This is a genomic window from Pseudomonas sp. 203-8, from assembly GCF_020708595.1.
GTDB classification, from domain to species: domain Bacteria; phylum Pseudomonadota; class Gammaproteobacteria; order Pseudomonadales; family Pseudomonadaceae; genus Pseudomonas; species Pseudomonas aeruginosa.
This window is the reverse complement of the sequence record NZ_JAJFDF010000001.1, coordinates 205,534-229,030: the sequence shown is the minus strand read 5'-3', so window position 1 is coordinate 229,030 and position 23,497 is coordinate 205,534. Positions and strand designations below refer to the sequence as shown.

Annotated in this window: 22 protein-coding genes; 12 read left to right on the top strand and 10 right to left on the bottom strand. The window is 68.6% G+C overall.

The features are described 5' to 3' along the window. The first annotated feature begins 81 nt into the window (after nt 1-81). The 4 genes from mdlC to LJF27_RS01070 all read left to right on the top strand — a co-directional run bounded on the left by mdlC (nt 82) and on the right by LJF27_RS01070 (nt 5,948). Nucleotides 82-1,668: a benzoylformate decarboxylase gene (gene mdlC / locus LJF27_RS01085; RefSeq protein ID WP_003099962.1), complete on the top strand. Its 1,587-nt coding sequence runs from the start codon at nt 82-84 to the stop codon at nt 1,666-1,668. Nucleotides 1,669-1,754: 86 nt separating this feature from the next. Continuing rightward, complete coding sequence (locus tag LJF27_RS01080; RefSeq protein WP_003112299.1) at nt 1,755-3,095, top strand: MFS transporter; 1,341 nt, start codon at nt 1,755-1,757, stop codon at nt 3,093-3,095. A 22-nt stretch (nt 3,096-3,117) separates the two neighbouring features. After that, nucleotides 3,118-4,587 carry an aldehyde dehydrogenase family protein gene (locus tag LJF27_RS01075; RefSeq protein WP_004347719.1) on the top strand — a complete coding sequence of 490 codons (1,470 nt, stop codon included), beginning with the start codon at nt 3,118-3,120 and terminating at the stop codon, nt 4,585-4,587. A gap of 107 nt (nt 4,588-4,694) precedes the next feature. Further along, nucleotides 4,695-5,948 carry an OprD family porin gene (locus LJF27_RS01070; RefSeq protein WP_003123555.1) on the top strand — a complete coding sequence of 418 codons (1,254 nt, stop codon included), beginning with the start codon at nt 4,695-4,697 and terminating at the stop codon, nt 5,946-5,948. A 144-nt stretch (nt 5,949-6,092) separates the two neighbouring features. Here the strand turns inward: LJF27_RS01070 and LJF27_RS01065 are convergent, their stop codons facing one another. After that, nucleotides 6,093-9,029 carry a TonB-dependent receptor gene (locus tag LJF27_RS01065; RefSeq protein WP_079869363.1) on the bottom strand — a complete coding sequence of 979 codons (2,937 nt, stop codon included), beginning with the start codon at nt 9,027-9,029 and terminating at the stop codon, nt 6,093-6,095. A 197-nt stretch (nt 9,030-9,226) separates the two neighbouring features. Here LJF27_RS01065 and LJF27_RS01060 point away from each other — a divergent pair, with 197 nt between their 5' ends. Continuing rightward, nucleotides 9,227-9,763, top strand: coding sequence for a sigma-70 family RNA polymerase sigma factor (locus tag LJF27_RS01060; RefSeq protein ID WP_003112302.1), 537 nt, complete (start codon nt 9,227-9,229; stop codon nt 9,761-9,763). Next, nucleotides 9,756-10,778, top strand: coding sequence for a FecR family protein (locus LJF27_RS01055; protein ID WP_003116121.1), 1,023 nt, complete (start codon nt 9,756-9,758; stop codon nt 10,776-10,778). The genes LJF27_RS01060 and LJF27_RS01055 overlap by 8 nt, the downstream gene beginning before the upstream one ends. Nucleotides 10,779-10,794: 16 nt before the next feature. Here LJF27_RS01055 and LJF27_RS01050 read toward each other — a convergent pair whose 3' ends face one another. The 5 genes from LJF27_RS01050 to desT form a co-directional block, all read right to left on the bottom strand. Further along, a complete protein-coding gene (locus LJF27_RS01050) occupies nt 10,795-11,367 on the bottom strand; it encodes a HupE/UreJ family protein (protein ID WP_023103561.1) in 573 nt (190 codons plus the stop codon). 29 nt (nt 11,368-11,396) lie between these two features. Continuing rightward, a complete protein-coding gene (ureG, locus tag LJF27_RS01045) occupies nt 11,397-12,011 on the bottom strand; it encodes an urease accessory protein UreG (RefSeq protein ID WP_003095530.1) in 615 nt (204 codons plus the stop codon). A gap of 10 nt (nt 12,012-12,021) precedes the next feature. After that, entirely contained in the window at nt 12,022-12,693 is a 672-nt protein-coding gene (locus LJF27_RS01040; RefSeq protein ID WP_003095528.1) for an urease accessory protein UreF, read from the bottom strand. Next, nucleotides 12,690-13,193 carry an urease accessory protein UreE gene (ureE, locus tag LJF27_RS01035; RefSeq protein ID WP_003095526.1) on the bottom strand — a complete coding sequence of 168 codons (504 nt, stop codon included), beginning with the start codon at nt 13,191-13,193 and terminating at the stop codon, nt 12,690-12,692. Before ureE ends, LJF27_RS01040 begins: the two co-directional genes overlap by 4 nt. A 229-nt stretch (nt 13,194-13,422) precedes the next feature. Continuing rightward, on the bottom strand, nt 13,423-14,052 hold the full coding sequence (desT, locus tag LJF27_RS01030) for a TetR family transcriptional regulator DesT (RefSeq protein WP_003107570.1): 630 nt from the start codon (nt 14,050-14,052) through the stop codon (nt 13,423-13,425). 158 nt (nt 14,053-14,210) lie between these two features. Between desT and LJF27_RS01025 the strand changes: the two genes are divergently transcribed. The 3 genes from LJF27_RS01025 to LJF27_RS01015 all read left to right on the top strand — a co-directional run bounded on the left by LJF27_RS01025 (nt 14,211) and on the right by LJF27_RS01015 (nt 17,956). Continuing rightward, the gene (locus LJF27_RS01025; protein ID WP_016852188.1) at nt 14,211-15,311 is read left to right on the top strand and encodes a ferredoxin reductase; all 1,101 of its coding nucleotides are present in this window, start codon (nt 14,211-14,213) and stop codon (nt 15,309-15,311) included. Beyond that, nucleotides 15,308-16,420 carry a fatty acid desaturase DesB gene (desB, locus tag LJF27_RS01020; RefSeq protein WP_016852187.1) on the top strand — a complete coding sequence of 371 codons (1,113 nt, stop codon included), beginning with the start codon at nt 15,308-15,310 and terminating at the stop codon, nt 16,418-16,420. The genes LJF27_RS01025 and desB overlap by 4 nt, the downstream gene beginning before the upstream one ends. A gap of 219 nt (nt 16,421-16,639) precedes the next feature. Further along, the gene (locus tag LJF27_RS01015; protein WP_003095519.1) at nt 16,640-17,956 is read left to right on the top strand and encodes an MFS transporter; all 1,317 of its coding nucleotides are present in this window, start codon (nt 16,640-16,642) and stop codon (nt 17,954-17,956) included. Here the strand turns inward: LJF27_RS01015 and LJF27_RS01010 are convergent. Both LJF27_RS01010 and LJF27_RS01005 read right to left on the bottom strand, forming a co-directional pair. Beyond that, on the bottom strand, nt 17,947-19,338 hold the full coding sequence (locus LJF27_RS01010; RefSeq protein ID WP_003095517.1) for a heavy metal sensor histidine kinase: 1,392 nt from the start codon (nt 19,336-19,338) through the stop codon (nt 17,947-17,949). The two genes, LJF27_RS01015 and LJF27_RS01010, sit on opposite strands and share 10 nt — an antisense overlap. Then, a complete protein-coding gene (locus LJF27_RS01005; protein ID WP_003095515.1) occupies nt 19,317-20,006 on the bottom strand; it encodes a heavy metal response regulator transcription factor in 690 nt (229 codons plus the stop codon). Before LJF27_RS01005 ends, LJF27_RS01010 begins: the two co-directional genes overlap by 22 nt. A 137-nt stretch (nt 20,007-20,143) precedes the next feature. Between LJF27_RS01005 and LJF27_RS01000 the strand changes: the two genes are divergently transcribed. Genes LJF27_RS01000 through LJF27_RS00990 form a run of 3 tightly spaced genes read left to right on the top strand, consistent with a single transcriptional unit; the run spans nt 20,144 to nt 22,199 of the window. After that, complete coding sequence (locus LJF27_RS01000) at nt 20,144-20,767, top strand: hypothetical protein (RefSeq protein WP_003116116.1); 624 nt, start codon at nt 20,144-20,146, stop codon at nt 20,765-20,767. A 53-nt stretch (nt 20,768-20,820) separates the two neighbouring features. Beyond that, nucleotides 20,821-21,435, top strand: coding sequence for a cytochrome b/b6 domain-containing protein (locus LJF27_RS00995; protein ID WP_003161310.1), 615 nt, complete (start codon nt 20,821-20,823; stop codon nt 21,433-21,435). Then, complete coding sequence (locus LJF27_RS00990; protein WP_003099511.1) at nt 21,432-22,199, top strand: molybdopterin-binding protein; 768 nt, start codon at nt 21,432-21,434, stop codon at nt 22,197-22,199. The genes LJF27_RS00995 and LJF27_RS00990 overlap by 4 nt, the downstream gene beginning before the upstream one ends. A gap of 113 nt (nt 22,200-22,312) precedes the next feature. Here LJF27_RS00990 and LJF27_RS00985 read toward each other — a convergent pair whose 3' ends face one another. Then, nucleotides 22,313-22,654, bottom strand: a complete 342-nt coding sequence (locus LJF27_RS00985) for a hypothetical protein (RefSeq protein WP_003123547.1) — start codon at nt 22,652-22,654, stop codon at nt 22,313-22,315. 275 nt (nt 22,655-22,929) lie between these two features. Next, nucleotides 22,930-23,463, bottom strand: coding sequence for a ferritin-like domain-containing protein (locus LJF27_RS00980; RefSeq protein WP_003095503.1), 534 nt, complete (start codon nt 23,461-23,463; stop codon nt 22,930-22,932). Between the last annotated feature and the right edge of the window lie 34 nt (nt 23,464-23,497).

Below are 23,497 nucleotides of genomic sequence, written 5' to 3'. Positions count from 1 at the left end.
TATAGAAAGAGTATCGATTTGATTGATTATCGAGCGGCTGCAACAGTAGCGCAAATCCAGGAAACGAGCTTGAAGGCCTGCATGAAAACCGTCCATTCCGCGTCTTACGAGATCCTCCGTCGCCACGGCCTGACCACCGTCTTCGGCAACCCCGGCTCCAACGAGCTGCCGTTCCTCAAGGACTTTCCCGAGGATTTCCGCTACATCCTCGGCCTGCACGAGGGCGCGGTGGTCGGCATGGCCGATGGCTTCGCCCTGGCCAGCGGCCGCCCGGCCTTCGTCAACCTGCATGCGGCGGCTGGCACCGGCAACGGTATGGGTGCCCTGACCAACGCCTGGTACTCCCATAGCCCCCTGGTCATCACCGCCGGGCAGCAGGTGCGCTCGATGATCGGGGTCGAGGCGATGCTCGCCAACGTCGATGCCGGACAACTGCCCAAGCCGCTGGTGAAATGGAGCCACGAGCCGGCCTGCGCCCAGGATGTACCGCGCGCGCTGAGCCAGGCGATCCAGACCGCCAGCCTGCCGCCGCGGGCGCCGGTGTACCTGTCGATTCCCTACGACGACTGGGCGCAACCGGCGCCGGCCGGCGTCGAACACCTGGCTGCGCGCCAGGTCAGCGGCGCCGCGCTGCCCGCGCCGGCATTGCTGGCCGAACTCGGCGAGCGCCTGTCGCGCTCGCGCAACCCGGTGCTGGTGCTCGGTCCGGACGTCGACGGGGCGAATGCCAACGGCCTGGCCGTGGAACTGGCGGAGAAGCTGCGGATGCCGGCCTGGGTCGCGCCGTCGGCCTCGCGTTGTCCGTTCCCCACCCGCCATGCCTGCTTCCGCGGCGTGCTGCCGGCGGCCATCGCCGGGATCAGCCGGCTGCTGGACGGCCACGACCTGATCCTGGTGGTCGGCGCGCCGGTGTTCCGCTATCACCAGTTCGCCCCCGGCGATTACCTGCCGGCCGGCGCCGAGCTGGTGCAGGTCACCTGCGATCCCGGCGAAGCGGCACGGGCGCCGATGGGCGACGCGTTGGTCGGCGACATCGCGCTGACCCTCGAGGCACTGCTCGAACAGGTCCGCCCCAGTGCGCGGCCGTTGCCCGAGGCGCTGCCGCGACCGCCGGCGCTGGCCGAGGAGGGCGGACCGCTGCGTCCGGAAACCGTGTTCGACGTGATCGATGCGCTGGCGCCGCGCGACGCCATCTTCGTCAAGGAGTCGACTTCCACCGTGACCGCCTTCTGGCAGCGCGTGGAGATGCGCGAGCCGGGCAGCTACTTCTTCCCGGCCGCCGGCGGCCTCGGCTTCGGCCTGCCGGCGGCGGTTGGCGCGCAACTGGCGCAGCCGCGGCGGCAGGTGATCGGGATCATCGGCGACGGCTCGGCCAACTACGGCATCACCGCGCTCTGGAGTGCCGCGCAATACCGCGTGCCGGCGGTGTTCATCATCCTCAAGAACGGTACCTACGGCGCCCTGCGCTGGTTCGCCGGGGTGCTCGAGGTGCCCGATGCGCCGGGGCTCGACGTGCCCGGCCTGGACTTCTGCGCGATCGCCCGCGGCTATGGCGTCGAGGCGCTCCACGCAGCCACCCGCGAAGAGCTGGAAGGTGCCTTGAAGCATGCCCTGGCCGCTGATCGCCCGGTTTTGATCGAGGTGCCGACGCAAACCATCGAACCCTGATGTTCCACGGCGCCGCCCCATGCCAGAGTGGGCGGTGCCGACCGACGCCCGCGTGCGCCCATAACAAGAACAAGAGAGAGGTTGGTATGAACAGGCAATCCGCTGCGGCGGTGATCGACGCTGCCCGCTTTAACCGTACTCACTGGCTGATCCTCGGCTGGGGGTGTTTCATCATGCTGTTCGACGGCTACGACATGGTCATCTACGGCTCGGTGGTGCCACGCCTGATGCAGGAGTGGCAGCTGAGCCCGGTGCAGGCCGGCACCCTCGGCAGTTGCGCGCTGTTCGGCATGCTCTTCGGCGGCACCCTGCTGGCGCCGCTGGCGGACCGTTTCGGCCGGCGCCGCCTGGTGATCGCCACCACCCTGCTGGCGAGCCTCGCCGCCTTCCTCACCGGGCACGCCCGCGACCCGCTGGAACTGGGCGCCGGACGCTTCTTCACCGGCCTGGCACTGGGCGCGCTGGTGCCCAGCGCGATCAACCTGATCAGCGAATTCGCCCCGGCCGGGCGGCGCAGCACCCTGGTCACGGTGATGTCGGCCTTCTACTCGGTGGGCGCGGTGCTCTCGGCGCTACTGGCGATCGCCATGATCCCCGCCTGGGGCTGGCAATCGGTGTTCTACGTGGCGGTGCTGCCGGTGCTGGCGGTGCCGCTGATGTTGCGCTGGTTGCCGGAGTCGGCGGCGTTCCTCGAACTCAAGGGCCGCCGCGCCGAACTGGACGCGCTGCTGCGCAAGGTCGATCCCGACTACCGGCCCGGCGCCGAGCGGGCGAACGCTGTCGCGGCCGAAGCGCCGAGCGGACGGGTCGCCCAGTTGTTCGAGGGGCGCCAGGCAGTGGGCACCCTGCTGCTGTGGGTGGCCTTCGCCATGTGCATGCTGATGAGCTACGGGCTCAACACCTGGTTGCCAAAACTGATGGCCGGCGGCGGCTACGCCCTCGGTTCGAGCCTGGCGTTCCTCGTCACCCTGAATGTCGGGGCGACCCTCGGTGCGTTGTTCGGCGGCTGGCTGGCCGACCGCCTCGGCGCCGGCCGCACCCTGGTGCTGTTCTTCGCCCTGGCCGCGGCCTCCCTGGCGGCCCTCGGCCTGGGGCCAGGCCCCTGGCTGCTCAACGGCCTGCTGGTGGTGGCCGGCGCCACCACCATCGGCACCCTGGCGGTGATCCATGCCTACGCCGCGCAGTTCTATCCGGCCTGGGTGCGCTCCACCGGGGTCGGCTGGGCCGCCGGTGTCGGCCGCCTCGGCGCCATCGCCGGGCCGATGCTCGGCGGCAGCCTGCTGGCCCTGGAGCTGCCGTTCCAGCAGAACTTCCTGGCCTTCGCCGCGCCCGGCGTGATCGGCGCGCTGGCGATCGCCTGCATCCACCTGCGGCCGCGCGTGCCGGCGGAAGCGTCCGTCGACGCGACGGCGAAGAAACCCCTGTGATTTTCGAAAGAGGAGAAGAGCGATGAGCGATTCCCGTTATACCGACCTCGGTCTCCAGCCCCTGGCCGGCGAGTGGCGCCACGGCCGGGCCGGCCGCCGGCTGAAGGTGAGCAACCCGTTCGACGGCAGCCTGCTGCTGGAGATCGAGCAGGCCGACCGCGACGACCTCGATGCCGCCTACGCCAAGGCCGCCGAGGTCCAGCCGGCATGGGCCGCGCTCGGGCCCTCGGCACGCGCGGCGGTACTGTACAAGGTGGTGGAGGTGTTCGACCGCCGCCACGAGGAGATCGTCGACTGGATCATCCGCGAGTCCGGCAGCACCCGCCTGAAGGCCGAGATCGAATGGGGCGCGGCGCGCGCGATCACCCTGGAGTCGGCGTCGTTCCCGGCACGGGTGCACGGGCGCATCGTCGAGTCCGACGTGCCGGGCAAGGAAAGCCGGGTCTACCGCAGCGCCATCGGCGTGGTCGGGGTGATCAGCCCGTGGAACTTCCCGCTGCACCTGACCCAGCGTTCCATCGCCCCGGCCCTGGCGCTGGGCAACGCGGTGGTGGTCAAGCCGGCCAGCGACACGCCGGTCTGCGGCGGACTGCTGCTGGCGCGGATCTTCGAAGAGGCCGGGCTGCCGGCCGGGCTGTTCAGCGTGGTGGTCGGCCCCGGCAGCGAGATCGGCGACGCCTTCGTCGAGCACCCGGTGCCGGGCCTGGTGACCTTCACCGGATCGACCCCGGTGGGCCGCAACATCGGCCGCATCGCCAGCGGCGGCGCGCACCTCAAGCACGTGGCGCTGGAGCTGGGCGGCAACAGTCCGTTGGTGGTGCTCGGCGACGCCGATCTGGAGCAGGCGGTGAATGCCGCGGTGTTCGGCAAGTTCCTCCACCAGGGGCAGATCTGCATGGCGATCAACCGCATCATCGTCGAGGACAGCCTCTACGACGCTTTCGCCGCGCGCTTCGTCGAGCGGGTCAAGGGTCTCCGGGTCGGCGATCCGCAGCGCGCCGATACCGCGGTCGGGCCGATCGTCAACGCGCGCCAGCTCGAAGGCCTGCTGGAAAAGATCCGCCTGGCCCGCCAGGAAGGCGCCAAGCCGCTGTACGAGGGCGGCGTCGATGGGCAGTTGCTGGCTCCGCACGTATTCGGCGAGGTCACCGCGACGATGGAGATCGCCCGCGATGAAATCTTCGGCCCGCTGGTCGGCCTGCTCCGCGCGCGCGACGAGGCGCATGCGCTGGAGTTGGCCAACGCCAGCGAATACGGGCTGTCCAGCGCGGTGTTCAGCCGCGACCTGGAACGCGCGGTGCGCTTTGCCCGCCAGCTTCGCGCGGGGATGACCCACGTCAACGACATTCCGGTGAACGACGAGGCCAACGCGCCCTTCGGCGGCGAGAAGAACTCCGGACTTGGCCGCTTCAACGGCGACTGGGCCATCGAGGAATTCACCACCGACCACTGGATCAGCGTGCAGCACGCGCCGCGCCAGTACCCGTTCTGACCCTGGCGGCGGGGCCCGCGCCCCGCCGCTGACCCGACCGTCGTCGCCAGGTGGCCCGCAGAGGCTGCCGGGGCCCGGTCGTCCCTGAAAAACGGAGCACAATAACAATGAAAATCCGTCGTAAAACCGCAGTCCCGCGCAATGCAGGGGCGGTCCTGCCGATGCTCGCCTGTCTTGCCGCGCAAGCTGCCGAGGGCGGCTTCCTGGAGGATGCGAAGACCGACCTGGTCCTGCGCAACTATTACTTCAACCGCGATTTCCGCGACCACGATGCCGGCAAGAGCCTGGTGGACGAGTGGGCGCAGGGCTTCATCCTCAAGTTCAGTTCCGGCTATACCCCGGGCACGGTCGGCGTCGGCCTCGACGCCATCGGCCTGTTCGGCGTGAAGCTGAACAGCGGACGTGGCACCAGCAATTCCGAGCTTCTTCCGTTGCACGATGACGGTCGCGCGGCGGACAACTATGGGCGTGTCGGCGTGGCCGCCAAGCTGCGCGTTTCGGCCAGCGAACTGAAGATCGGCGAGATGCTCCCGGACATTCCGCTGTTGCGCTACGACGACGGACGCCTGCTGCCGCAGACGTTCCGCGGCTTCGCCGTGGTTTCCCGCGAGCTGCCGGGCCTGGCTCTGCAGGCCGGACGCTTCGACGCGGTGAGCCTGCGCAATTCGGCGGACATGCAGGACCTGTCGGCCTGGAGCGCGCCGACGCAGAAATCGGACGGTTTCAACTACGCCGGCGCCGAGTACCGCTTCAACCGCGAGCGCACCCAACTGGGCCTGTGGCACGGGCAACTGGAGGACGTCTACCGGCAGAGCTACGCCAACCTGCTGCACAAGCAGCGTGTCGGCGACTGGACCCTGGGCGCCAACCTCGGCCTGTTCGTCGACCGCGACGACGGCGCCGCGCGCGCCGGAGAGATCGACAGCCATACCCTCTACGGCCTGTTTTCCGCCGGCATCGGCCTGCACACCTTCTACCTTGGCCTGCAGAAGGTCGGCGGCGACAGCGGCTGGCAATCGGTCTACGGCAGCAGTGGGCGGAGCATGGGCAACGACATGTTCAACGGCAACTTCACCAACGCCGACGAACGCTCCTGGCAGGTGCGCTACGACTACGATTTCGTCGGCCTCGGCTGGCCCGGCCTGATCGGCATGGTCCGCTACGGCCATGGCTCGAACGCCACCACCAAGGCCGGTAGCGGCGGCAAGGAATGGGAGCGCGATGTCGAGCTCGGCTACACCGTGCAGAGCGGTCCGCTGGCGCGGCTCAACGTGCGCCTCAACCACGCCAGCAACCGACGCAGCTTCAACAGCGACTTCGACCAGACGCGGCTGGTGGTGAGTTATCCGTTGTCGTGGTGACGGACGCTGTCTCGCCGCTCCTCCGGACAGTTCCGGAGGGACGGGGAGCGGGAGGCCCGGTGCTTCGGCGGATAGCCGCTGGGCGGTTATTCGCCCTACCGGAGCGGCGCTCCGCCGACAACGCCTGGAGGGGGAGAGGGCGGCTCAGAACTTCGCCTGCATCCCCACCCGCAGGGTACGCCCGGGCGCGGGCATGAAACTCTGTGCCAGCGGGTCGAGGTAATAGCGGTCGGTGAGGTTCTGCAGCGAGGCATTCAGTTCGGTGTGCTCGAACAGCTTGTACTTGAGGAACAGGTCGAACAGCTGCACCGAGCGGTACTCGATCTGCGGTGTGGTGGCGCCGACCTGCCAGGGCTTGTCCGCCGTGGCGGTGGGGCCGGAGGTATAGGTCATGCGTCCGCCCAGGGTCAGGGCCTGGTCGAAGAAGCGCAGGCCGGCGGTCAGGTTGGTCGCCAGCCGCGGCGGGTTCTGCGTGTTGGTATAGGAGCCCATGAAGCTGCCCGGCGTGCAGTTCGGCGTGTTCTCGGTGCGCTGGTAGCGGTTGGCGCCGGCGCGCAGCCTGGCGGCGAAGGCGGCGTCGCAGGTCTCGGTCTTCAGGTAGTAGGTCGCCGACAGGTCGGCGAACACCCGCCCTGCGTCGTAGTGCGATTGCAGTTCGAGACCGCTGGTGCGGTAGCTGTCGGTGTTGCTGAAGGTCATCAGGCCCATCTGGCCCGGATCGTAATAGCGGGTGATGTAGTTCTTGATGGTGTTGTTGAAGTAGGCCAGCTTGATCGCCGCCGAGTCGCCGTCGGCCAACAGGCTGTCGCGCAGCGCGCTGGCACCGATCTCCCAGCTGCGCGAACGCTCGGGCTTGAGGTCCTTGCCCGGCTCGACCTGGAGGGTGCCCTGGCTGGTCTCGAACAGCGACGGCAGACGCAGGCCTTCGGTATAGGAGGCGTAGACGAAGGTATCCGGGGCCAGCTCGAAATTGATCCCGAATGCCGGCGAGAAACCGCCGCCGCGGCTGCTGCCCTTCTTGCTGTAGTTGTAGCCGGTGACCACGTTGGTGACCCGCGAGGGATGGACTGTCACGTTGGCCGGGCCGAACTCGTCGAAGGGAATGCCTTCGAACGGATTGTTGGTGTTGTTGGTGACGATGCCGTTGTTGAGGCGGGGATCGGTGGCGTCGGTGTACTGGCCGTTCTGGTCGGGGAACCACATCATCGAGCCGTAGTAGCCGGGCCTGCTCACCGTGATGAAGCGCATGTCGCGATCCTCGCGCCGCGGCGAGGCGGAGATGCCGTTGTCCTTGCTGTTGAAGTGGCTGTAGCGGCCGCCGCCCCATAGCGTCAGGCGCTCGACCGGCTTGAACTCGAGCTTGCCGTTGAGGCCGTATTCCTGGCGGGTGGCGTCCCTCAGGGTGCGGTTGGCGTTGATGTCGTGGAGGGTGGTGACCACGCTTTTCTGCGGCTGGATGTCTTCGACCTGGAACGAGCCGCCGAGGTCGAGCTTGAAATCGCCGAAGTCGGTTTCGAAGCGCGCCACGTTGTTCAGGTCGCCGCCGATGCGCCGGTTGTCCTGGCGCGTCCAGTTGCGATCGGAGCGATAGGCCTGGGAGCGCGGCGCCAGCACCGAGGTCAGCATGTCGCTCTTCGCCTCGGTCATCCACAGTCCGGTGCTGAGGTCCACCAGCGGATTGTTCTCGGGCAGGTAACGGTAGCGTGCGGTGTAGGTGTCGATCTTCACTTCGCTCAATGGGTACTGGTAGATGCCGGCGGTGCCGAAACGGAAGATGTCCGACGGCATGATCTCCCCGGTGCGCCCGTCGTAGCGACGATAGCCGAGGTCCAGGGTGTGCTCGTCGGCGATGCGCCAGGTCGCCTTGAGCAGGTAGGACTCGGTCTCCGACGACGAGTTGAGCACTTCCTCTCCCGCGTTGTAGACCTTGGCTACGCTGCTTTCCTCGCGACCGTAGCGGTTGTAGACGCGATAGCGGTCCTGGCCTTTCTTGCCGGAAAAGTAGTTGCCCTGGTTGCGCTGCGCATAGGCGGCGACCAGGTCCAGATGCTCGTTGCGGTAGGCGAAGGCGGCGCTGCCGGACTTGGCCTGGGAGCCGAACAGGCTGCCGCGGTCATCGTGCGGCACGCTGCTGAGATTCTCGGTCTTCGAACTGGCGCTGCGGTGCTGCGGGGCGACGCCGTTGTTCCAGACGTCGCCGGTGAAGCGCACGCCGAGGTCCTTGCCGTCGACCAGGATGTCCTTGACGCCGATGGTGCGCATTTCCACGCTGCCGCCGATCGCGCCCGAGCGGGTCGAGGGACCCTTGTCGACGGTCACGCTGCTGACCAGGTCGGGATCGATGTAGCTGCGCTGCTGGGTGCCGGCGTAGCCGCGGTAGACGTCCAGCGCCTGCTCCGCGCCGTCGACCCGCACCGCCACCCGGCTCTGCCCCTGGATGCCGCGGATGTTGACGTCCAGCGCGCCACCGTTGCGGCTGTCGCCGACCTGTACGCCCGGGATGCCCTGGAGCAGGTCACCCACGGAAACCCGGCCGAAGCGGTCGATGTCTTCGCTGGAGAGGTACACCGACGAGCGTGGCGCGGTATAGGTTTCCTTCTGCGGATCGGCCAGCTCGGCGGCCGAGACCACCACCGGCGACAGGTCGGCCGGGGCTTCTCCGGACATGCGCGGCTCGACCAGCAGGTAGGCGCCGGAGGTTCCCGCCGCGACCTGCAGGCCGGTGTTCGACAGGACTCGCTGCAAGCCTTCCAGTACGCTGTAGCGACCCTTGAGCGCCGGCGCCGTGCGGCCGCGGGTCAGCTCGGGGTCGAAGGACAGCAGCAGGTCCGACTGGCTGGCGAAGGCGCCCAGGGAGGCGCCCAGCGAACCCGCCGGGATGTCGTAGCTGCGCGGCGTGGCGTCGTCCAGGCGGGTAGCCGCGCTGTGCTGGCCGACGCTCTGCGCGTGGGCCAGGCCGCTGCCGAGCAGGCCGGCGCCGGCCGCCGACAGGCCGAGCAGGGCCCAGCGCAGGGCAAGGGTAAGCGGGGAGAGGCGCGACAAGGGGCGCGCCAGGCTGGGGATAGGGCGTTGTAGGGACATGACTTCTTCGCTCGCAGGGTTGGCGCCCGGCATTGCGGGCTCTCATTCCCTCTGTCGCACGAGATCGGAAAAGGGATATTTCGGGTTCGGCGGGCCGGACGGAAAGGGTCGCCGGCATTGTGGTCAACGCAAAATTAGTGATAATAGTTTTCATTTGCGATTGAATCCAGCTGACTATTCCGATGAATGCGCCTCCGATGAATGCGCCGAGTTCCTGCCTGTCCGCGGACCGCGACGGCGTCGCCACGCTCTACCGTGAAAACCATGCCTGGCTGCGCAACTGGCTGGCCTACCGACTCCGCTCCTGGGGACGCGGCGTGGCCGACGACCTGGCCCATGACACCTTCCTGCGCATTCTCGCCAGCCGCGACGGCGGCCAGCGTGAAGCGATCCGTCAGCCGCGCGCCTATCTCACCCGTATCGCCAACTGCGTGCTGGTCAGTTGGCGCCGTCGCCAATCGCTGGAACTTGCCTGGCTGGAGGCCCTGGCCACGCTGCCCGAGCCGTTGCAGCCGTCGCCGGAACAACAGAGCGTGATCGTCGAGACCCTGCACGAGATCGACGCGCTGCTCGATACCCTGCGCCCGCGGGTGAAACAGGCATTCCTGATGGCGACGCTGGACGGCATGAAGCAGAAGGACATCGCCCAGGCGCTGGGCGTCGCGCTGCCGACGGTGAAGAAGTTCATCCACCAGGCCTACGTGACCTGCCTGAGCCTGATGCCCGATGAATGACCGCGCTTCCCGCCGGGCGCCGCAGGCGGGCGATACGGAGCTTTCCGGGCCGCCGGCCGCCGAGGCGATCGCCCCGCAGGTGCTCAGGGAGACCGCCTCCTGGCTGCTGCTGATGCAGGAGGGGCCGCTGGCTCCGGCGCAGCAGGCCGAGCTGGAGTCCTGGCGCTCGCGCAGCCCCGAGCACCAGCGCGCCTGGCGGCGCGCCGAGCGTCTGCTGGCGAATATCGGTTCGCTGCCGCCGGCGCTGGCCCGGCGTGCGCTCGAGCGTCCGTCCGGCAGCGGCCGGCGCGCGGTCCTGCGCGGCCTCGCCCTGCTGCTCGGCGGCGCACCGCTGGTCTGGTGGGGATGTCGCGCGCAGGTCTGGCGCGACGGCTTCGGCGCCGACTACCTCACTGCCGTCGGCGAGCGGCGCGACCTAGTGCTGGAGGACGGCAGCCAGGTCGAGATGAACACCGACAGCGCGCTGGACGTGCGCTACGACGCCGGCCAGCGCCTGCTGCGCCTGTATCGCGGAGAGATCTACCTCCGCACCGCGGCGGATCGGCGCGAGCCGCCGCGGCCGTTCCTGGTGCGCACCGAACAGGGCCTGATGCGCGCGCTGGGTACCGCCTTCAGCGTCCGACGCGAGGGCGCAGAGACAGTGCTGGCGGTGTACGAAGGCGCGGTCCAGGTGCGTCCGGAGGGCGCCGCGAGCGCGGCGGATGGCCGGGTGATCGAGGCTGGCCAGCGGGTGCGCTTCGATCGCCAGCGGATCGGCCCCGTCGAGTCCGCCAGCGAGTCCGCGCTGGCCTGGCGCCAGGGCCTGCTGGTGGCCGACGACATGCCGCTGCGGCAGTGGGCGGGAGAACTGATGCGCTACGGCGGCGAGAGCATCGAGTGCGAGCCGTCGCTGGACCCGCTTCGTGTCTCCGGCACCTTTCCCGTCGACGACCTGCCGCTGGCCCTGGCGATGCTGGCGCAGACCCATGGCCTGCGCCTCGTGCACCAAGGCCGACGGGTGCTGATCAGGCGCTGAGGGGAGGCGCGGCGGCTCAGCCGGCCAGCAACCAGACCCCGGCGCCCGCCGAGGCCAGCCCGGCGAGACGTACCAGGGGCGCGGCCGCCTGCGGCAGGAAGCGCACCAGCGCGTAGCCGGCGGCGTGCAGCGCGGCGGTGGCGGCGACGAAACCGAGCGCGTACAGCCAGGGGCTGGAGAGGGCCGGCAGCTCCAGGCCGTGGGCGACCCCGTGGGCCAGGGCGAACAGCGCGGTGGCGGCCATCGCCAGCGCCAGCGGCGGGCGCACGGCGAGGGCCACGCAGAGGCCGAGGGCGAGCACCGAGGCGGCGATGCCGGTCTCCATGAACGGCAGTTGCAGGCCCTCGAAGCCGAGCAGCCCGCCGACCAGCATGGTGCCGACGAAGGTGCAGGGCAGGGCGAGGCGCGCGGCTCCCTGTTGCTGGGCGGCCCAGAGGCCGACGGCGAACATCGCCAGCAGGTGGTCGAGGCCGGTGAGCGGATGGGCGAGGCCGGCGACCAGGCCGTGTTCGCCGTGGCCGGGGTGGGCGAAGGCCAGCGCCGGCGCGGCGAGCAGGGCGAGGGCGGCGAGCAGCTTGGGCAGTTTCATTGGCGGTTCCTTGTCGTTGCGAGGTGGCGTCAGGCGGCGGTCAGCAGGCCCTGGCGCTCGATGAAGGCGATGATTTCGTCCAGCCCCTGGCCGGTCTTCTGGTTGCTGAACACGAACGGCTTGTCGCCGCGCATGCGCCGGGCGTCCCGGTCCATCACGTCGAGGGAGGCGCCGACCAGCGGCGCCAGGTCGATCTTGTTGATCACCAGCAGGTCCGACTTGCAGATGCCGGGGCCGCCCTTGCGCGGGATCTTGTCGCCGGCGGAAACGTCGATCACGTAGAGGGTCAGGTCGGACAGCTCGGGGCTGAAGGTGGCCGACAGGTTGTCGCCCCCGGATTCCACCAGGATAAGTTCGAGGCCGGGGAAGCGCCGGTTGAGCTGGTCCACCGCCTCCAGGTTGATCGAGGCGTCCTCGCGGATCGCCGTGTGCGGGCAGCCGCCGGTTTCCACGCCGATGATCCGCTCGGGGGCGAGGGCCTCGTTGCGCACCAGGAACTCTGCGTCTTCCTGGGTATAGATGTCGTTGGTGACCACCGCGAGGTTGTAGCGCTCGCGCAGTTCGCGGCACAGGGCCAGGGTCAGGGCGGTCTTGCCGGAGCCCACCGGACCGCCGATGCCGACACGCAGGGGTTGGGATGTCATGGGGTTTCTCCTAGGAACGGAACAGACGGCTGTACTGGGTTTCGTGGGTCATGCTGGCCAGCGCCAGACCGAACGCGGCGCTGCCCTCGACGGCGGGCCGCCGCAGCGCCTCGGCGCAGGCGCGGTCGAGTTCCGGCAGCAGGCTGGAAGCAAGTTTCTGCGCGGCCAGTTGGCCGAGCGGCAGGGTTTTCATCAGCACCGCCAACTGGTTTTCCAGCCAGCTCCAGAACCAGGCACTCAGCGCCTCCTCGGCGTCCAGGCGCCAGGCGCGCGCGGCCATCGCCCAGGCGGCGGCGAGATTGGGCGGGTCCTGGCGCGCCAGCCAGGCGCGGCCGGGAGCGTCGAGCTCGGGCAGGGCTTCCAGCAATTGGTGCAGGGAAAAGCCCATCTGCCGGCTCTCCTGGGCCAGCTCGCGGGTCTCGCGGCTGGCCCTATGGCGCTCGCTGGCCGCATCGCAGGCGGCCCAGTCGCCGATCAGCGCGGCGCGCAGCAGGCCGGCCAGCAGCGGCGCCTCGAAGCGCGCCAGGTTCAGTTGCAACTGGTCGACCAGCCAGGTCCGCGCGCTCTCGGCGTCGCGCACCCAGCCATTGTCGAGGGCCGCCTCCAGGCCCTGGGAATAGCTGTATCCGCCGATCGGCAACTGCGAGCTGGCCAGGCGCAGGCGCGCCCAGATGCTGTTCACCGGCGCACGCCGAACTGGTGCAGGCGCGGCGCGTAGTTGAACTCCGCCTCGCCATGGTGCGAGTGGTGGTGGCCTCCGCCGTAGGCACCGTGCTCCGGCTGGAACGGCGCCTCGATGGCCTCCACCGTTGCGCCGAGCTGTTCGAGCATGGCTTTCAGCACGTAGTCGTCGAGCAGGCGCAGCCAGCCGTCGCCGACCTGCAGGGCGACGTGACGGTTGCCCAGGTGGTAGGCGGCTCGGGTCAGTTCCAGCGGGCTGGCGCAGGTGACGTGGAGCAGACGTTCGGAGCGGGCGACGACCCGCACCAGGCGACCGTCGCGGGCCTCCAGGCAGTCGCCGTCGGCCAGCGGAGGCTGGCCGCGCTCGAGGAACAGGCCGACCTCCTCGCCGCTCGCCGCGAAGCAGCGCAGGCGGCTCTTGCTGCGCGCCTCGTAGGTCAGGTGGAGTTCTTCGTCCCAGCGGGGCGAGCGGGCGGGCAGGCGTTGGTGGATGACCAGCATGGGCAGTTTCCGCAATGCGACAGGAAAGGGATCACAACAAGCACCAGCAAGGGCCTTGCCAGGTCGATGCGGGACGCCTGTACCGGGAAAACGGGGCCATAGGGATGTAACAAAATATTGCAGCGCGCCAGGTTGGTGCGCAACGACTTTTTTGCCGCACCGGAAAGGTGCGCGCGCGTCTAGTCCGCGGACGAACGCCGAGCCGGAGGTCCGCTGGGGAGGTGCGGGGTCAGCCGGGCAGGCCGTGCCAGTGCTTGCCGCCGATCATGATGAAACGCAGCTGGTGGGTGATCTTCGCGGCCGGCATCAGGTGCGGCGGCAGATCGGCGGCGGGTGGGTCGATCAGCTCCGGAAGGGTGGCGAAGACAGTCTTCACCACCAGGTCGGCGAACACGTCGAGGGCCGCGCCGTCGAGGTGCGGCATCTTGTTCAGCAGCGCCAGGTCGGCGGCCAGATCGTCGGTGATGCGCTGGCGCAGGCTGGCGATGGCCTGGCGGATCGGCAACGAGCCGCCGTATTGCTCGCGGGCGAGGAAGAGGAACTGCGAGCGGTTGGCGCCGACCGCGTCGAGGAAGATGCGCACCGAGGCGTCGATCAGCCCGCCCAGTTCGAACTCGTTGCGGCGCACCGCGCGCAGGGTGGCGCGGAAGGTCTCGTCGACTTCGGCGACCAGCGCCAGGCCGAGCTGGTCCATGTCGCTGAAGTGCCGGTAGAAGCCGGCCGGGACGATGCCGGCGGCGCGCGTCACTTCGCGCAGGCTGAGGCTGCCGAAGCCGCGCCCGCTTTCCATCAGGTGGCGCGCGGCGCTCATCAGCGCGTGGCGGGTCTGCTGTTTCTGTTCGGCGCGGGGTGAGGACATACGGCTTCCTTTGGCGGACCGGCGACTGTAGCAAAAGCCCTGCGACCCGGTCGAACCGGGGACGGCAGCGGTCGAAGGATACATCAGTGAACGCTTGTTGACTCGATTGCGCGGAACGGGCAAAGTTTTGTGAACGATCGTTCACTGAAATATTTTCCATGGCCTTGCTTCCCCTCGCGCTCCTGACCCCTTTGCTCGCACCCCTGCGCCGTCTCGCCGCCCGTGGCTGGCTGCGTGAGGCCGATGTCGACGGCCTGCTGCGCCACGCCCATCCGCTGGCGTCGTTGAACCGCCACTATGCGCGGGTCGAGGCACGCTACTGGGTGGCCGACGATATGCTCGCCCTGGCCCTGCGTACCGCCCCCGGCTGGCCGCCGGCGCGGCCGGGCCAGCACATCCAGCTGCTGGCGAAGCGCGACGGGGTGCGGGTCGGGCGCAGCTACAGCCTGACCCGGGTGGTCGGCGAGCGCCTGGAAATCGCCGTCAAGCGTCACCCGGACGGGCTGCTCTCGCCCTGGTTGTGCGAACACCTGGCGGTCGGCCAGCGTGTCGAGTTGCAACCCGCGCAAGGCGATCTGCGCTGGCCGATGCAGGCCGAGGCGGTCTGCCTGCTGGCCGCCGGCAGCGGCCTGACGCCCTTGCTCGGCCTGCTCCGCGAGGCGCTGGAGAACGGCTATCGCGGTCCCGTGCTGTGGCTGCACTACGTCCGTCATCCCGGCCAGCGCGCCTGGCTCGGCGAGCTGGAGGCGCTGGCGGCGCGCCACCCGAACCTGGAGTTGCGCTGGAGCCTGACCCGCGGGGCGCGGGCCGATGGCTGCCTGGAGGGGCATTTCCAGCCGCGCCACCTGGACGGCTGGGCAGCCGACCTGGCACGCAGCCAGGCCCTGGCCTGCGGGCCGGCGGCTTTCGTCGAGGCGGTGGGCGAGCAACTGGGGGCACGCTTCGCCGGCTTGCAGACGGAATCCTTCAGCGTCCCGCGCTGGCGCAGCGGGGAGGCGCCGCGCGAAGTGCGCCTGCGCTTCGCCCGGTCGCAGCGGGAAGTCTCCGGCGACAGCGCCGCCAGCCTGCTGGAACAGGCCGAGGCCCACGGCCTGCGCCCGGCCCACGGTTGCCGCCAGGGCATCTGTGCCAGTTGCACCTGCGTCCTGCTCAGCGGCTGCGTGCGCGACCTGCGCAGCGGCGCGCTGTGCAGCGAGCCCGGCCAGCCTATCCGCCTCTGCGTCAGCGCCGCCCACGGCGACCTGGCGCTGGACCTGTGAACCGACCTGCGAGCCCTGCGATGCGCGACGACCGCGAACTGACCCCGGAACAACTGGCGGCCTTCGGCGCCGAACTCGACGCCCTGCGCCAGCGTACCCTGGCCGATCTCGGCGCGGACGACGCGCGCTACATCCGCCGGGTCCGCGCGGCGGTGCGCGTCTGCTGCTGGAGCGGCAGGGCGCTGCTGATGTTCGGCTGGCTGCCGCCGACCTGGCTGCTCGGCAGCCTGCTTCTCGGCCTGGGCAAGATCCTCGAGAACATGGAACTGGGCCACAACGTCATGCACGGCCAGTACGACTGGATGAACGATCCGGAATTCGCCGGCCGCGCCTACGAGTGGGACATCGCCGGGCCGTCCGACTTCTGGCGGCACACCCACAACCATATCCACCACACCTACACCAACGTGCTGGGCAAGGACGACGACGTCGGCTACGGGGTCGTGCGCCTGTTCCCGGAGCAGCGCTGGAAGCCGTTCTACCGCTGGCAACCGCTGTGGGTGACGCTGCAGGCGCTGCTGTTCCAGTACGCGGTGGCGATCCAGCATCTGCGCCTGGACAAGTACGCCAAGGGGCGCCTGGACAAGGCCGAACTCATGCCGCTGCTACGCCGCCTGCGTGCCAAGCTGGGTCGCCAGTGGACCAAGGACTACCTGCTGTTCCCGCTTCTCGGCCTGTTCGCCGGCGGCTTTGGCGCGGTGTTCGTCGGCAACCTGCTGGCCAACGTGCTGCGCAACCTGTGGACCTTCACGGTGATCTTCTGCGGCCACTTCACCGAGAAGGCGGTGGTCTTCCCGCCCTCGGTGCTGGAGGGAGAGACCCGTGGCCACTGGTACCTGCGCCAGTTGCGCGGCTCCAGCAACCTGGAGGGCGGGCCGCTGTTCCACATCCTGACCGGCAACCTCAGCCACCAGATCGAGCACCACCTCTACCCGGACCTGCCGGCGCGTCGCTACGCCGCGTTGTCCCGCGAGGTCCGCGAAATCGCCCGGCGCTACGGGCAGACCTACAACAGCGGACGCCTGGGACGGCAATTCCTCACTGTCTTGCGGCGCATCTGGGTATATCGGCTGCCGCCGCGCGAGCCCCTCCCGGCAGGGCGCGGCTGAGCCGACGGAACGCTCGCGGCGCCCGTGGCGGGGCCGCTCCGGAGCGGGGATAATGCCGCCCTGTGCACCGCGACGTGGCTTCCGGCCGCCGCGTGGCGTCGGAGTCTCGCCGAACGCAGGACGGCCTGCGCCCGCGATCGGCCAGCAGCGTCGATCCTTCCCGAATCTAACAATGCTCGGCGGATGCCGGCCGTGGGGCCCGTCCGTCCAGGAACCGTCATGTTCAGCCCGCTCGTCACCTTTCCCGCGCTCTACACCGCCACCCTGCTCATGCTGGCCGGCTCCGGCCTGTTCACCACCTACATCGGCCTGCGCCTGACCCAGGAAGGCGCAGGCGACCTGTGGGTCGGCGGGCTGATGGCGTCCTACTATTTCGGCCTGGTCTGCGGTGGAAAATTCGGACACAAGCTGATCGCCAGCTTCGGCCATATCCGCTCCTACGTGGCTTGCGCCGGGATTGCCACCGTGACCGTGCTGCTGCATGCCCTGGTCGATCAGCTGGAAGTCTGGCTGCTGCTGCGCTTCATCACCGGCGCGGTGATGATGAACCAGTACATGGTGATCGAGAGCTGGCTCAACGAGCAGGCCGAGAGCCACCAGCGCGGCAAGGTGTTCGCCGGCTACATGGTCGCCGTCGACCTTGGCCTGGTGCTCGGCCAGGGCCTGCTGGCGCTGAGCCCGACCCTCGACTACAAGCCGCTGCTGCTGGTCGCCATCTGCTTCGCCTCGTGCCTGATCCCGCTGGCCATGACCCGGCGCGTGCACCCGGCCAAGCTGGTCGCCGCGCCGCTGGAAGTGCGTTTCTTCTGGCAGCGCGTGCCGCAGGCGCTGGGCACCATCTTCATCGCCGGCCTGATGGTCGGCGCCTTCTACGGCCTGGCGCCGGTCTACGCCAACCGCAACGGCCTGGATGCCTCGCAATCGAGTTTCTTCGTCGGCATGTGCATCGTCGCCGGCTTCTGTGCGCAGTGGCCGCTGGGCTGGCTGTCCGACCGCCTCGACCGCAGTTGGCTGATCCGCGGCAATGCGGTGCTGCTGTGCCTGGCCTCGATCCCGATGTGGGGGCTGGTGACGCTGCCGTACTGGTTGCTGCTGGCCAACGGGTTCGTTACCGGCATGCTGCTGTTCACCCTTTATCCGCTGGCGGTGGCGCTGGCCAACGACCACGTCGAGCAGCCGCGCCGGGTCGCGTTGTCGGCGATGCTCCTGACCACCTACGGGGTCGGCGCCTGTATCGGTCCGCTGGTGGCCGGCGCGCTGATGCGCCACTTCGGTCCGGGACTGTTCTACATGCTGGTGTCCGGCTACGCGGTGCTGCTGGTGTTCTGGGTGCAGCCCAAGCGCGTCACCGGCGAACACCGGGTCGACGAGGCGCCGCTGCAACACGTGGCGATGCCGGACACGGTCAGCCCGATGGCCGCCACCCTCGACCCGCGCGTCGAGGAAGTGCCGGAGGAGCTGGTGGTGGAGGCGCCGGCGAATATCGGCCGCTCCGACGGCGAGCCGGACGCCGGCGAGAAACCCGCTCAGTCCTGAGCCGGGAACGCCAGGTCGAAGCGGATGCGTCCCGGAGCCGGTGCACTCGCTTCGGCGCGGCCGCCGTGCAGGCGCATGATCGCCTGGACGATGGCCAGGCCGAGACCGCTGGACTGGGCGTCGCTGCGCGCGGCGTCGCCACGGTAGAAACGGTCGAACAGGCGCGACAGCGGCTCGGCCGGCAGCCTGTCGCAGGCGTTCTCCACGCTCAGCAGGAATTCCCCCGAGCGGCGCAGGCCGCGCACTTCGATCAGGCTGTCGGCGCTGGCGTAGCGGATGGCGTTGGCCAGCAGGTTGCTCAGCGCCCGGCGGAACAGTTGCGGATCGGCGCGTAGCTGGCCGCTGACCTGGATGTCGAGGCTCAGCCCACGTTCCTCGGCCAGCCCTTCGAAATACTCCGCCTGGCGCCGCAGTTCTTCGCCCAGGTCCAGGCGGCTGCGCTCCACCGCTGCCCGCACGTCGTCGGCGCGAGCGAGGAACAGGATGCTCTCGACCATCCGCGCGATGCGCTCCAGCTCTTCCTGGTTGGAGGCGATCAGCGCCTGGTACTCCTCGTTGCTGCGCGGCTGGCGCAGGGCCACCTGGCCGTGGCCCATCAGCGAACCGATGGGCGTGCGGATCTCATGGGCGAGGTCGGCGGAGAACTGCTGCAGGCGCTGGTAGCCGTCGTCTAGGCGTTCGAGCATGGCGTTGAACGACTGTGCCACCTGCTGCAACTCGGCAGGCGCGGCGGCGACGTCGAGGCGGGTATCCAGGCTGGTCGGATGGATCTCCGCCGCCTTCGCCGCCAGCGTGCGCAGCGGGCGCAGGCCGTGGCGCAGGACCAGCCAGCCGAGCAGGGCGGTGCCGAGGAACGCCAGCAGCACGGCGGCGATGACCCGGTCGCGGTACTGGGCGAGCATCCGCGTCTCGCCCAGCAGCAGGTGCGCGGCGGTGATCTGCAACGGCTCGCGGCCGCCGACCAGGACCTCGGCGGCGAGCACGCGCATCGGGATGCCGTCGTGGGTCAGCGCGGCGTGCACGACGGACGGATTCAACGCCTGGCCGGCGGCGACCACCCGTAGCGACGGCAGGCGTTCGTGGCGCGGGTTGACCGCGACGATCGGCGCCTCGCCGGGCTGACCGAGGAGCAGGATGTCCTGCTCGTTGCCGAGCATGTTCTCGAACAGACGCGGGCGCGCCTTCAGCTCGGCCAGGGTGAGGTTGTCGCGCAGCAGGTTGCGGAAGTGCTCGACCCGGCCGGCGACCATCACGTCGCTGCGCCGCAGCATCGCCTCTTCCACCGAGCGGTACAGGTAGAAGCCGACCGCGCTGACCACCAGCGCCGCCACCGCGGCGAACAGCAGCGCCGCGTAGAGGGTCAGGGAGCGGCGGGCGGGCACGGGCGCTCCTCGCAGACGTAACCGATGCCGCGCACGGTATGGATCAGCTTGTTCGGGAAGGGATTGTCGACCTTGGCGCGCAGGCGCTTGATCGCCACGTCGACGACGTTGGTGTCGCTGTCGAAGTTCATGTCCCAGACCTCCGAGGCGATCAGGGTGCGCGACAGCACCTCGCCCTCGCGGCGCATCAGCAGGTGCAGGAGGGCGAACTCCTTGTTGGTCAGGGCGATCACCTGCCCCTGGCGGCTGACCTTGCGCCGCAGCACGTCCAGCTGCAGATCGGCCAGTTGCACCTGCTCTGCCTCGCGGACCACGCCGCGGCGCAGCAGGGTACGGATACGCAGCAGCAACTCGGTGAAGGAGAAGGGTTTCACCAGGTAGTCGTCGGCACCCAGTTCGAGGCCGCGGATACGGTCTTGCAACTGGTCGCGGGCGGTGAGGAAGAGCACCGGCACATCGTGCTTCTTGCGCAGCACTTCCATGATCTGCCAACCGTCCAGGCCGGGCAGCATCACGTCGAGGACCACCAGGTCGTAGCGGTTCTCCAGCGCCAGGTAGAGACCGTCGGCGCCGTGCTGCGACCAGTCGACCGCATAGCCCGACTCGCCGAGGCCCTTCTTCAGGTACTCGCCGGTCTTCGTATCGTCTTCGATCACCAGGATGCGCATGTCTCGTTCCCCCTCGTTCGCCGCCATTCTAGCCAGCGCGCGGCGCGGATTCGGTGACATTTTTGTCATGCGAAAGTCATCTCCGGGTACCGCCGGCGGGGCGACCATCGAGGCTCAACCCCACCGAGGATCGACCGATGCTTCGACTCAAGGCTTCCCCCGCGCTGTTCTTCGGCCTGCTCCTGGCCAGTGCCGCCAGCTTCGCCGCGCAACCGCCTGCGGGCATGCTGCAGCCGCTGCGCGGCACCATCCAGCAGGCCGCCGACGACCACCTGCAACTGAAGGCCCGCAACGGCCAGCAACTGACGGTCAGACTCACCGACAAGACCGCGATTCGCGCCGTGTCGCTGGCGAAGCCGGAGGACATCCAGCCCGACAGCTTCATCGGCACCGCCGCCGTGCCGCAGCCCGACGGCACCCTGAAGGCCCTCGAGGTGCATGTCTTCGCCCCCAGCCTGCGCGGCAGCGGCGAAGGCCACCGGCCCTGGGAGAACGCCGATGGCAGCGCCTCGACCATGACCAACGGTACGGTCGGCAACCTGGTGGTCAGCCAGGGCCGGCGCATGACCGTGAAATACGGCGATGGCGAGAAGACCGTGGTGGTGCCGGACGACGTGCCCATCGTCAGCCTGGAGCCGGGCGAGCGCAGCCTGCTCAAGCCTGGCGCCAAGGTCGTGCTGTTCCCGCAGAAGGGCGCCGACGGCAGCCTCACCGCCCTGGCCATCTCGGTCGGCAAGGACGGCGTGACCCCGCCGATGTGAGGTTTCGCCGGGACGGCGCGTCCGTCCCGGCCGGGTTTCCTGGGAGAAAAGCCATGAACCGTGCGTTGCACGCCTGGCCGGTGAGACTCTGCCACTGGCTCAATGCCTATGCCATGGCCTGCCTGATCGGCAGCGGCTGGGGCATCTACAACGCTTCGCCGCTGCTGGATTTCCGTTTTCCCGCCTGGGCGACCCTCGGCGGCTGGCTCGGCGGTTCCATCGCCTGGCATCTCGCCGCCATGTGGCTGCTGCTCGGCAACGGCCTGTGCTACCTCGCCCACGGACTGTCCAGCGGGCATTTTCGTCGCGACTTCCTGCCTTTGAGCGCGGCCGGCGTCTGGCGCGACCTGCGCCTCGCCCTCGGCCTGCGCCTGGTCCATGAGCCGGGCCGCTACAACGCGGTGCAGCGCCTGCTGTACTGGCTGGTCCTGGCGCTCGGTGCGCTGCTGGTGCTGTCCGGGCTGGCGATCTGGAAACCGGTGCAACTGCACGGGCTGACCGCGCTGTTCGGTGGCTTCCAGGGTGCGCGCTGGGTGCATTTCCTGGCCATGGCCGGGGTCGTCGGGTTCGTCGTCGTGCACCTGCTGCTGGTGCTGTTGGTGCCGCGCACCCTGCTGCCGATGATCATCGGACGCGAGTGGCGGCGCGGACGGAGGAGCGAAGGATGAAGGGGCCGGAGAAGAAGCGCGCGAAGATCGCGGTCGACCCGTCCAGCGAGCGGCAGATGGTCGATTTGCAACGCCGCCTGCTGTTGCGCGGCGGCCTGTCCCTGGGCGCCCTGGCGATGCTCTCGGGGTGCCGGCTACAGGATGGCGATTCGGTCGACAAGGTACTCTGGGCCATGTCGCGCTGGAACGACCGGGTCCAGGCCTGGCTGTTCAGCCGTACGCGGCTGGCGCCGACCTTCGATCCGTCGCAGGTGGCCTCGCCGTTCCCCTTCAACGCGTTCTACCCGGCCTACAACGTGCCGGAGATCGACCTGCCGGAATACCGCCTGCAGGTTTCCGGGCGGGTCCGCGACAAGCGCCCCTGGAGCCTGGAGCAACTGCGCCGGCTGCCGCAGGCCAGCCAGGTCACGCAACTGATCTGCATCGAGGGCTGGAGCGCGATCGGCCAGTGGAGCGGAGTGCCGCTGCGCACCTTCCTGGAGCTGGTCGGCGCCGACACCTCGGCGAAGTACGTTGGCTTCAAGTGCGCCGACCGCTACTACTCCAGCCTCGACATGCCCAGCGCGCTGCATCCGCAGACCCTGCTGGCGCTGGAGATGTCCGGGCAGGCGCTGCCGGAGGAGAACGGCTATCCGCTGCGCCTGCGGATTCCCACCAAGCTCGGCTTCAAGAACGCCAAGCACGTGGTGGAGATCTTCGTCAGCAACAGCAATCCCGGAGGTTACTGGGAGGACCAGGGCTACAACTGGTTCAGCGGAGTCTGAGGCGGGAGAGTGCGGCTTGCCTCGGGCCATGCGCCCAGCGCGACAGGGATGGGAAAATAGGAAAGCCCGGCATCGAGCCGGGCTTTTCTCGCGCCTTGCGGCGTAGCGAGCGGTCAGGCGGTGCGCAGGTCGAAACGGCTCATGCTGCGATGCAGGCGGTCCACGGTCTGTTCGCTGCCGTTGTCGGCCAGGCGGGCTTCGGCCTTGGTCATGTCCTTGTGCAGGCGGTCGACGGTCTGCTCGCTGCCGTCGTCGGCCAGGCGGGCTTCGGCTTTGGTCATGTCCTTGTGCAGGCGGTCGATGGTCTGCTCGCTGCCGTTGTCGGCGATGCGCAGTTCGACGCTGGACATATCCTTGTGCAGCCGGTCGATGGTGCGGCTGGAGCCGTCGGCGGCGAAGGCGGCGTTGGCGGTCAGGGTGGCGAGGGCGAGGCCGAGGATCAGGGAAGCTTTCATGACGGTGACTCCGAGTGGGTTGTCGATTGCGTTGGAGTCATTTTCAGTTCGGATAAGTCGATTTAAAAACGAAGTGCGATGATAGTGTCTATCGACATGGGTGATTATGTGTTTTCTTATTATTTATCAGTAAGTTAGTTGATTATTTTTGTGATTTCGAAGATTTCGTAAAGGATAGTTAGCTTTTCTCTATTTAATCGATAAATTGGATAAATAAGGCGAAAAGAAAAGCCGGCGCTGCGGGCGCCGGCTCTCGGACGGGTCTTACTCTGGAGTCAGGCGAGGTCGTCGAGGATGTCGGCCATGTCGTCTGCGTGTTCTTCTTCCTGGGCCAGGATTTCCTCGAAAATGCGTCGGGTGGTGGGGTCGTCGTTACCGAGGTAGGTGATGATCTCGCGATAGCTGTCGATGGCGATGCGCTCGGCGATCAGGTTCTCGGTGACCATGTCCTTCAGGGTCTTGCCTTCGACGTATTCGGCATGGGAGCGCTCCTCCAGGCCGCGCGGATTGAAGTCCGGCTCGCCGCCCAGTTGCATGATGCGCTCGGCCAACTGGTCGGCATGCTGCATTTCCTGGTTGGCGTGCTCGAGGAACTCGGCGGCGGCGATGCTCGCCTTAAGGCCGGTGGCCATGAAGTAGTGGCGCTTGTAGCGCAGGAAGCAGACCAACTCGGTGGCGAGCGCTTCGTTGAGCAGGCGCAGGACGGTCTGGCGATCGGCCGAATAGCCTTCGGTGACCGCGCCTTCCTGGATGTTCTTGCGGGCACGGTCGCGAAGGGTCTGGACGTCCGTCAGTTGAACGGTGGTCATCGGTTTTCTCCTTGAGGCTGATCCGGTGAAAAGG

What these genes read in the sequence shown, in the direction of transcription:
- LJF27_RS01070 (WP_003123555.1), top strand. Translation starts at nt 4,695, where the DNA reads ATGAAAATCCGTCGTAAAACCGCAGTCCCGCGCAATGCAGGGGCGGTC.
- ureE (WP_003095526.1), bottom strand. Translation starts at nt 13,193, where the DNA reads ATGCTGGTCATCCACCAACGCCTGCCCGCCCGCTCGCCCCGCTGGGAC.
- LJF27_RS01025 (WP_016852188.1), top strand. Translation starts at nt 14,211, where the DNA reads ATGGCCTTGCTTCCCCTCGCGCTCCTGACCCCTTTGCTCGCACCCCTG.
- LJF27_RS01060 (WP_003112302.1), top strand. Translation starts at nt 9,227, where the DNA reads ATGAATGCGCCGAGTTCCTGCCTGTCCGCGGACCGCGACGGCGTCGCC.
- ureG (WP_003095530.1), bottom strand. Translation starts at nt 12,011, where the DNA reads ATGACATCCCAACCCCTGCGTGTCGGCATCGGCGGTCCGGTGGGCTCC.
- LJF27_RS01075 (WP_004347719.1), top strand. Translation starts at nt 3,118, where the DNA reads ATGAGCGATTCCCGTTATACCGACCTCGGTCTCCAGCCCCTGGCCGGC.
- LJF27_RS00985 (WP_003123547.1), bottom strand. Translation starts at nt 22,654, where the DNA reads ATGAAAGCTTCCCTGATCCTCGGCCTCGCCCTCGCCACCCTGACCGCC.
- LJF27_RS01055 (WP_003116121.1), top strand. Translation starts at nt 9,756, where the DNA reads ATGAATGACCGCGCTTCCCGCCGGGCGCCGCAGGCGGGCGATACGGAG.
- LJF27_RS00990 (WP_003099511.1), top strand. Translation starts at nt 21,432, where the DNA reads ATGAAGGGGCCGGAGAAGAAGCGCGCGAAGATCGCGGTCGACCCGTCC.
- LJF27_RS01065 (WP_079869363.1), bottom strand. Translation starts at nt 9,029, where the DNA reads ATGTCCCTACAACGCCCTATCCCCAGCCTGGCGCGCCCCTTGTCGCGC.
- LJF27_RS00995 (WP_003161310.1), top strand. Translation starts at nt 20,821, where the DNA reads ATGAACCGTGCGTTGCACGCCTGGCCGGTGAGACTCTGCCACTGGCTC.
- LJF27_RS01005 (WP_003095515.1), bottom strand. Translation starts at nt 20,006, where the DNA reads ATGCGCATCCTGGTGATCGAAGACGATACGAAGACCGGCGAGTACCTG.
- LJF27_RS01050 (WP_023103561.1), bottom strand. Translation starts at nt 11,367, where the DNA reads ATGAAACTGCCCAAGCTGCTCGCCGCCCTCGCCCTGCTCGCCGCGCCG.
- LJF27_RS01080 (WP_003112299.1), top strand. Translation starts at nt 1,755, where the DNA reads ATGAACAGGCAATCCGCTGCGGCGGTGATCGACGCTGCCCGCTTTAAC.
- LJF27_RS01000 (WP_003116116.1), top strand. Translation starts at nt 20,144, where the DNA reads ATGCTTCGACTCAAGGCTTCCCCCGCGCTGTTCTTCGGCCTGCTCCTG.
- LJF27_RS00980 (WP_003095503.1), bottom strand. Translation starts at nt 23,463, where the DNA reads ATGACCACCGTTCAACTGACGGACGTCCAGACCCTTCGCGACCGTGCC.
- LJF27_RS01015 (WP_003095519.1), top strand. Translation starts at nt 16,640, where the DNA reads ATGTTCAGCCCGCTCGTCACCTTTCCCGCGCTCTACACCGCCACCCTG.
- desT (WP_003107570.1), bottom strand. Translation starts at nt 14,052, where the DNA reads ATGTCCTCACCCCGCGCCGAACAGAAACAGCAGACCCGCCACGCGCTG.
- mdlC (WP_003099962.1), top strand. Translation starts at nt 82, where the DNA reads ATGAAAACCGTCCATTCCGCGTCTTACGAGATCCTCCGTCGCCACGGC.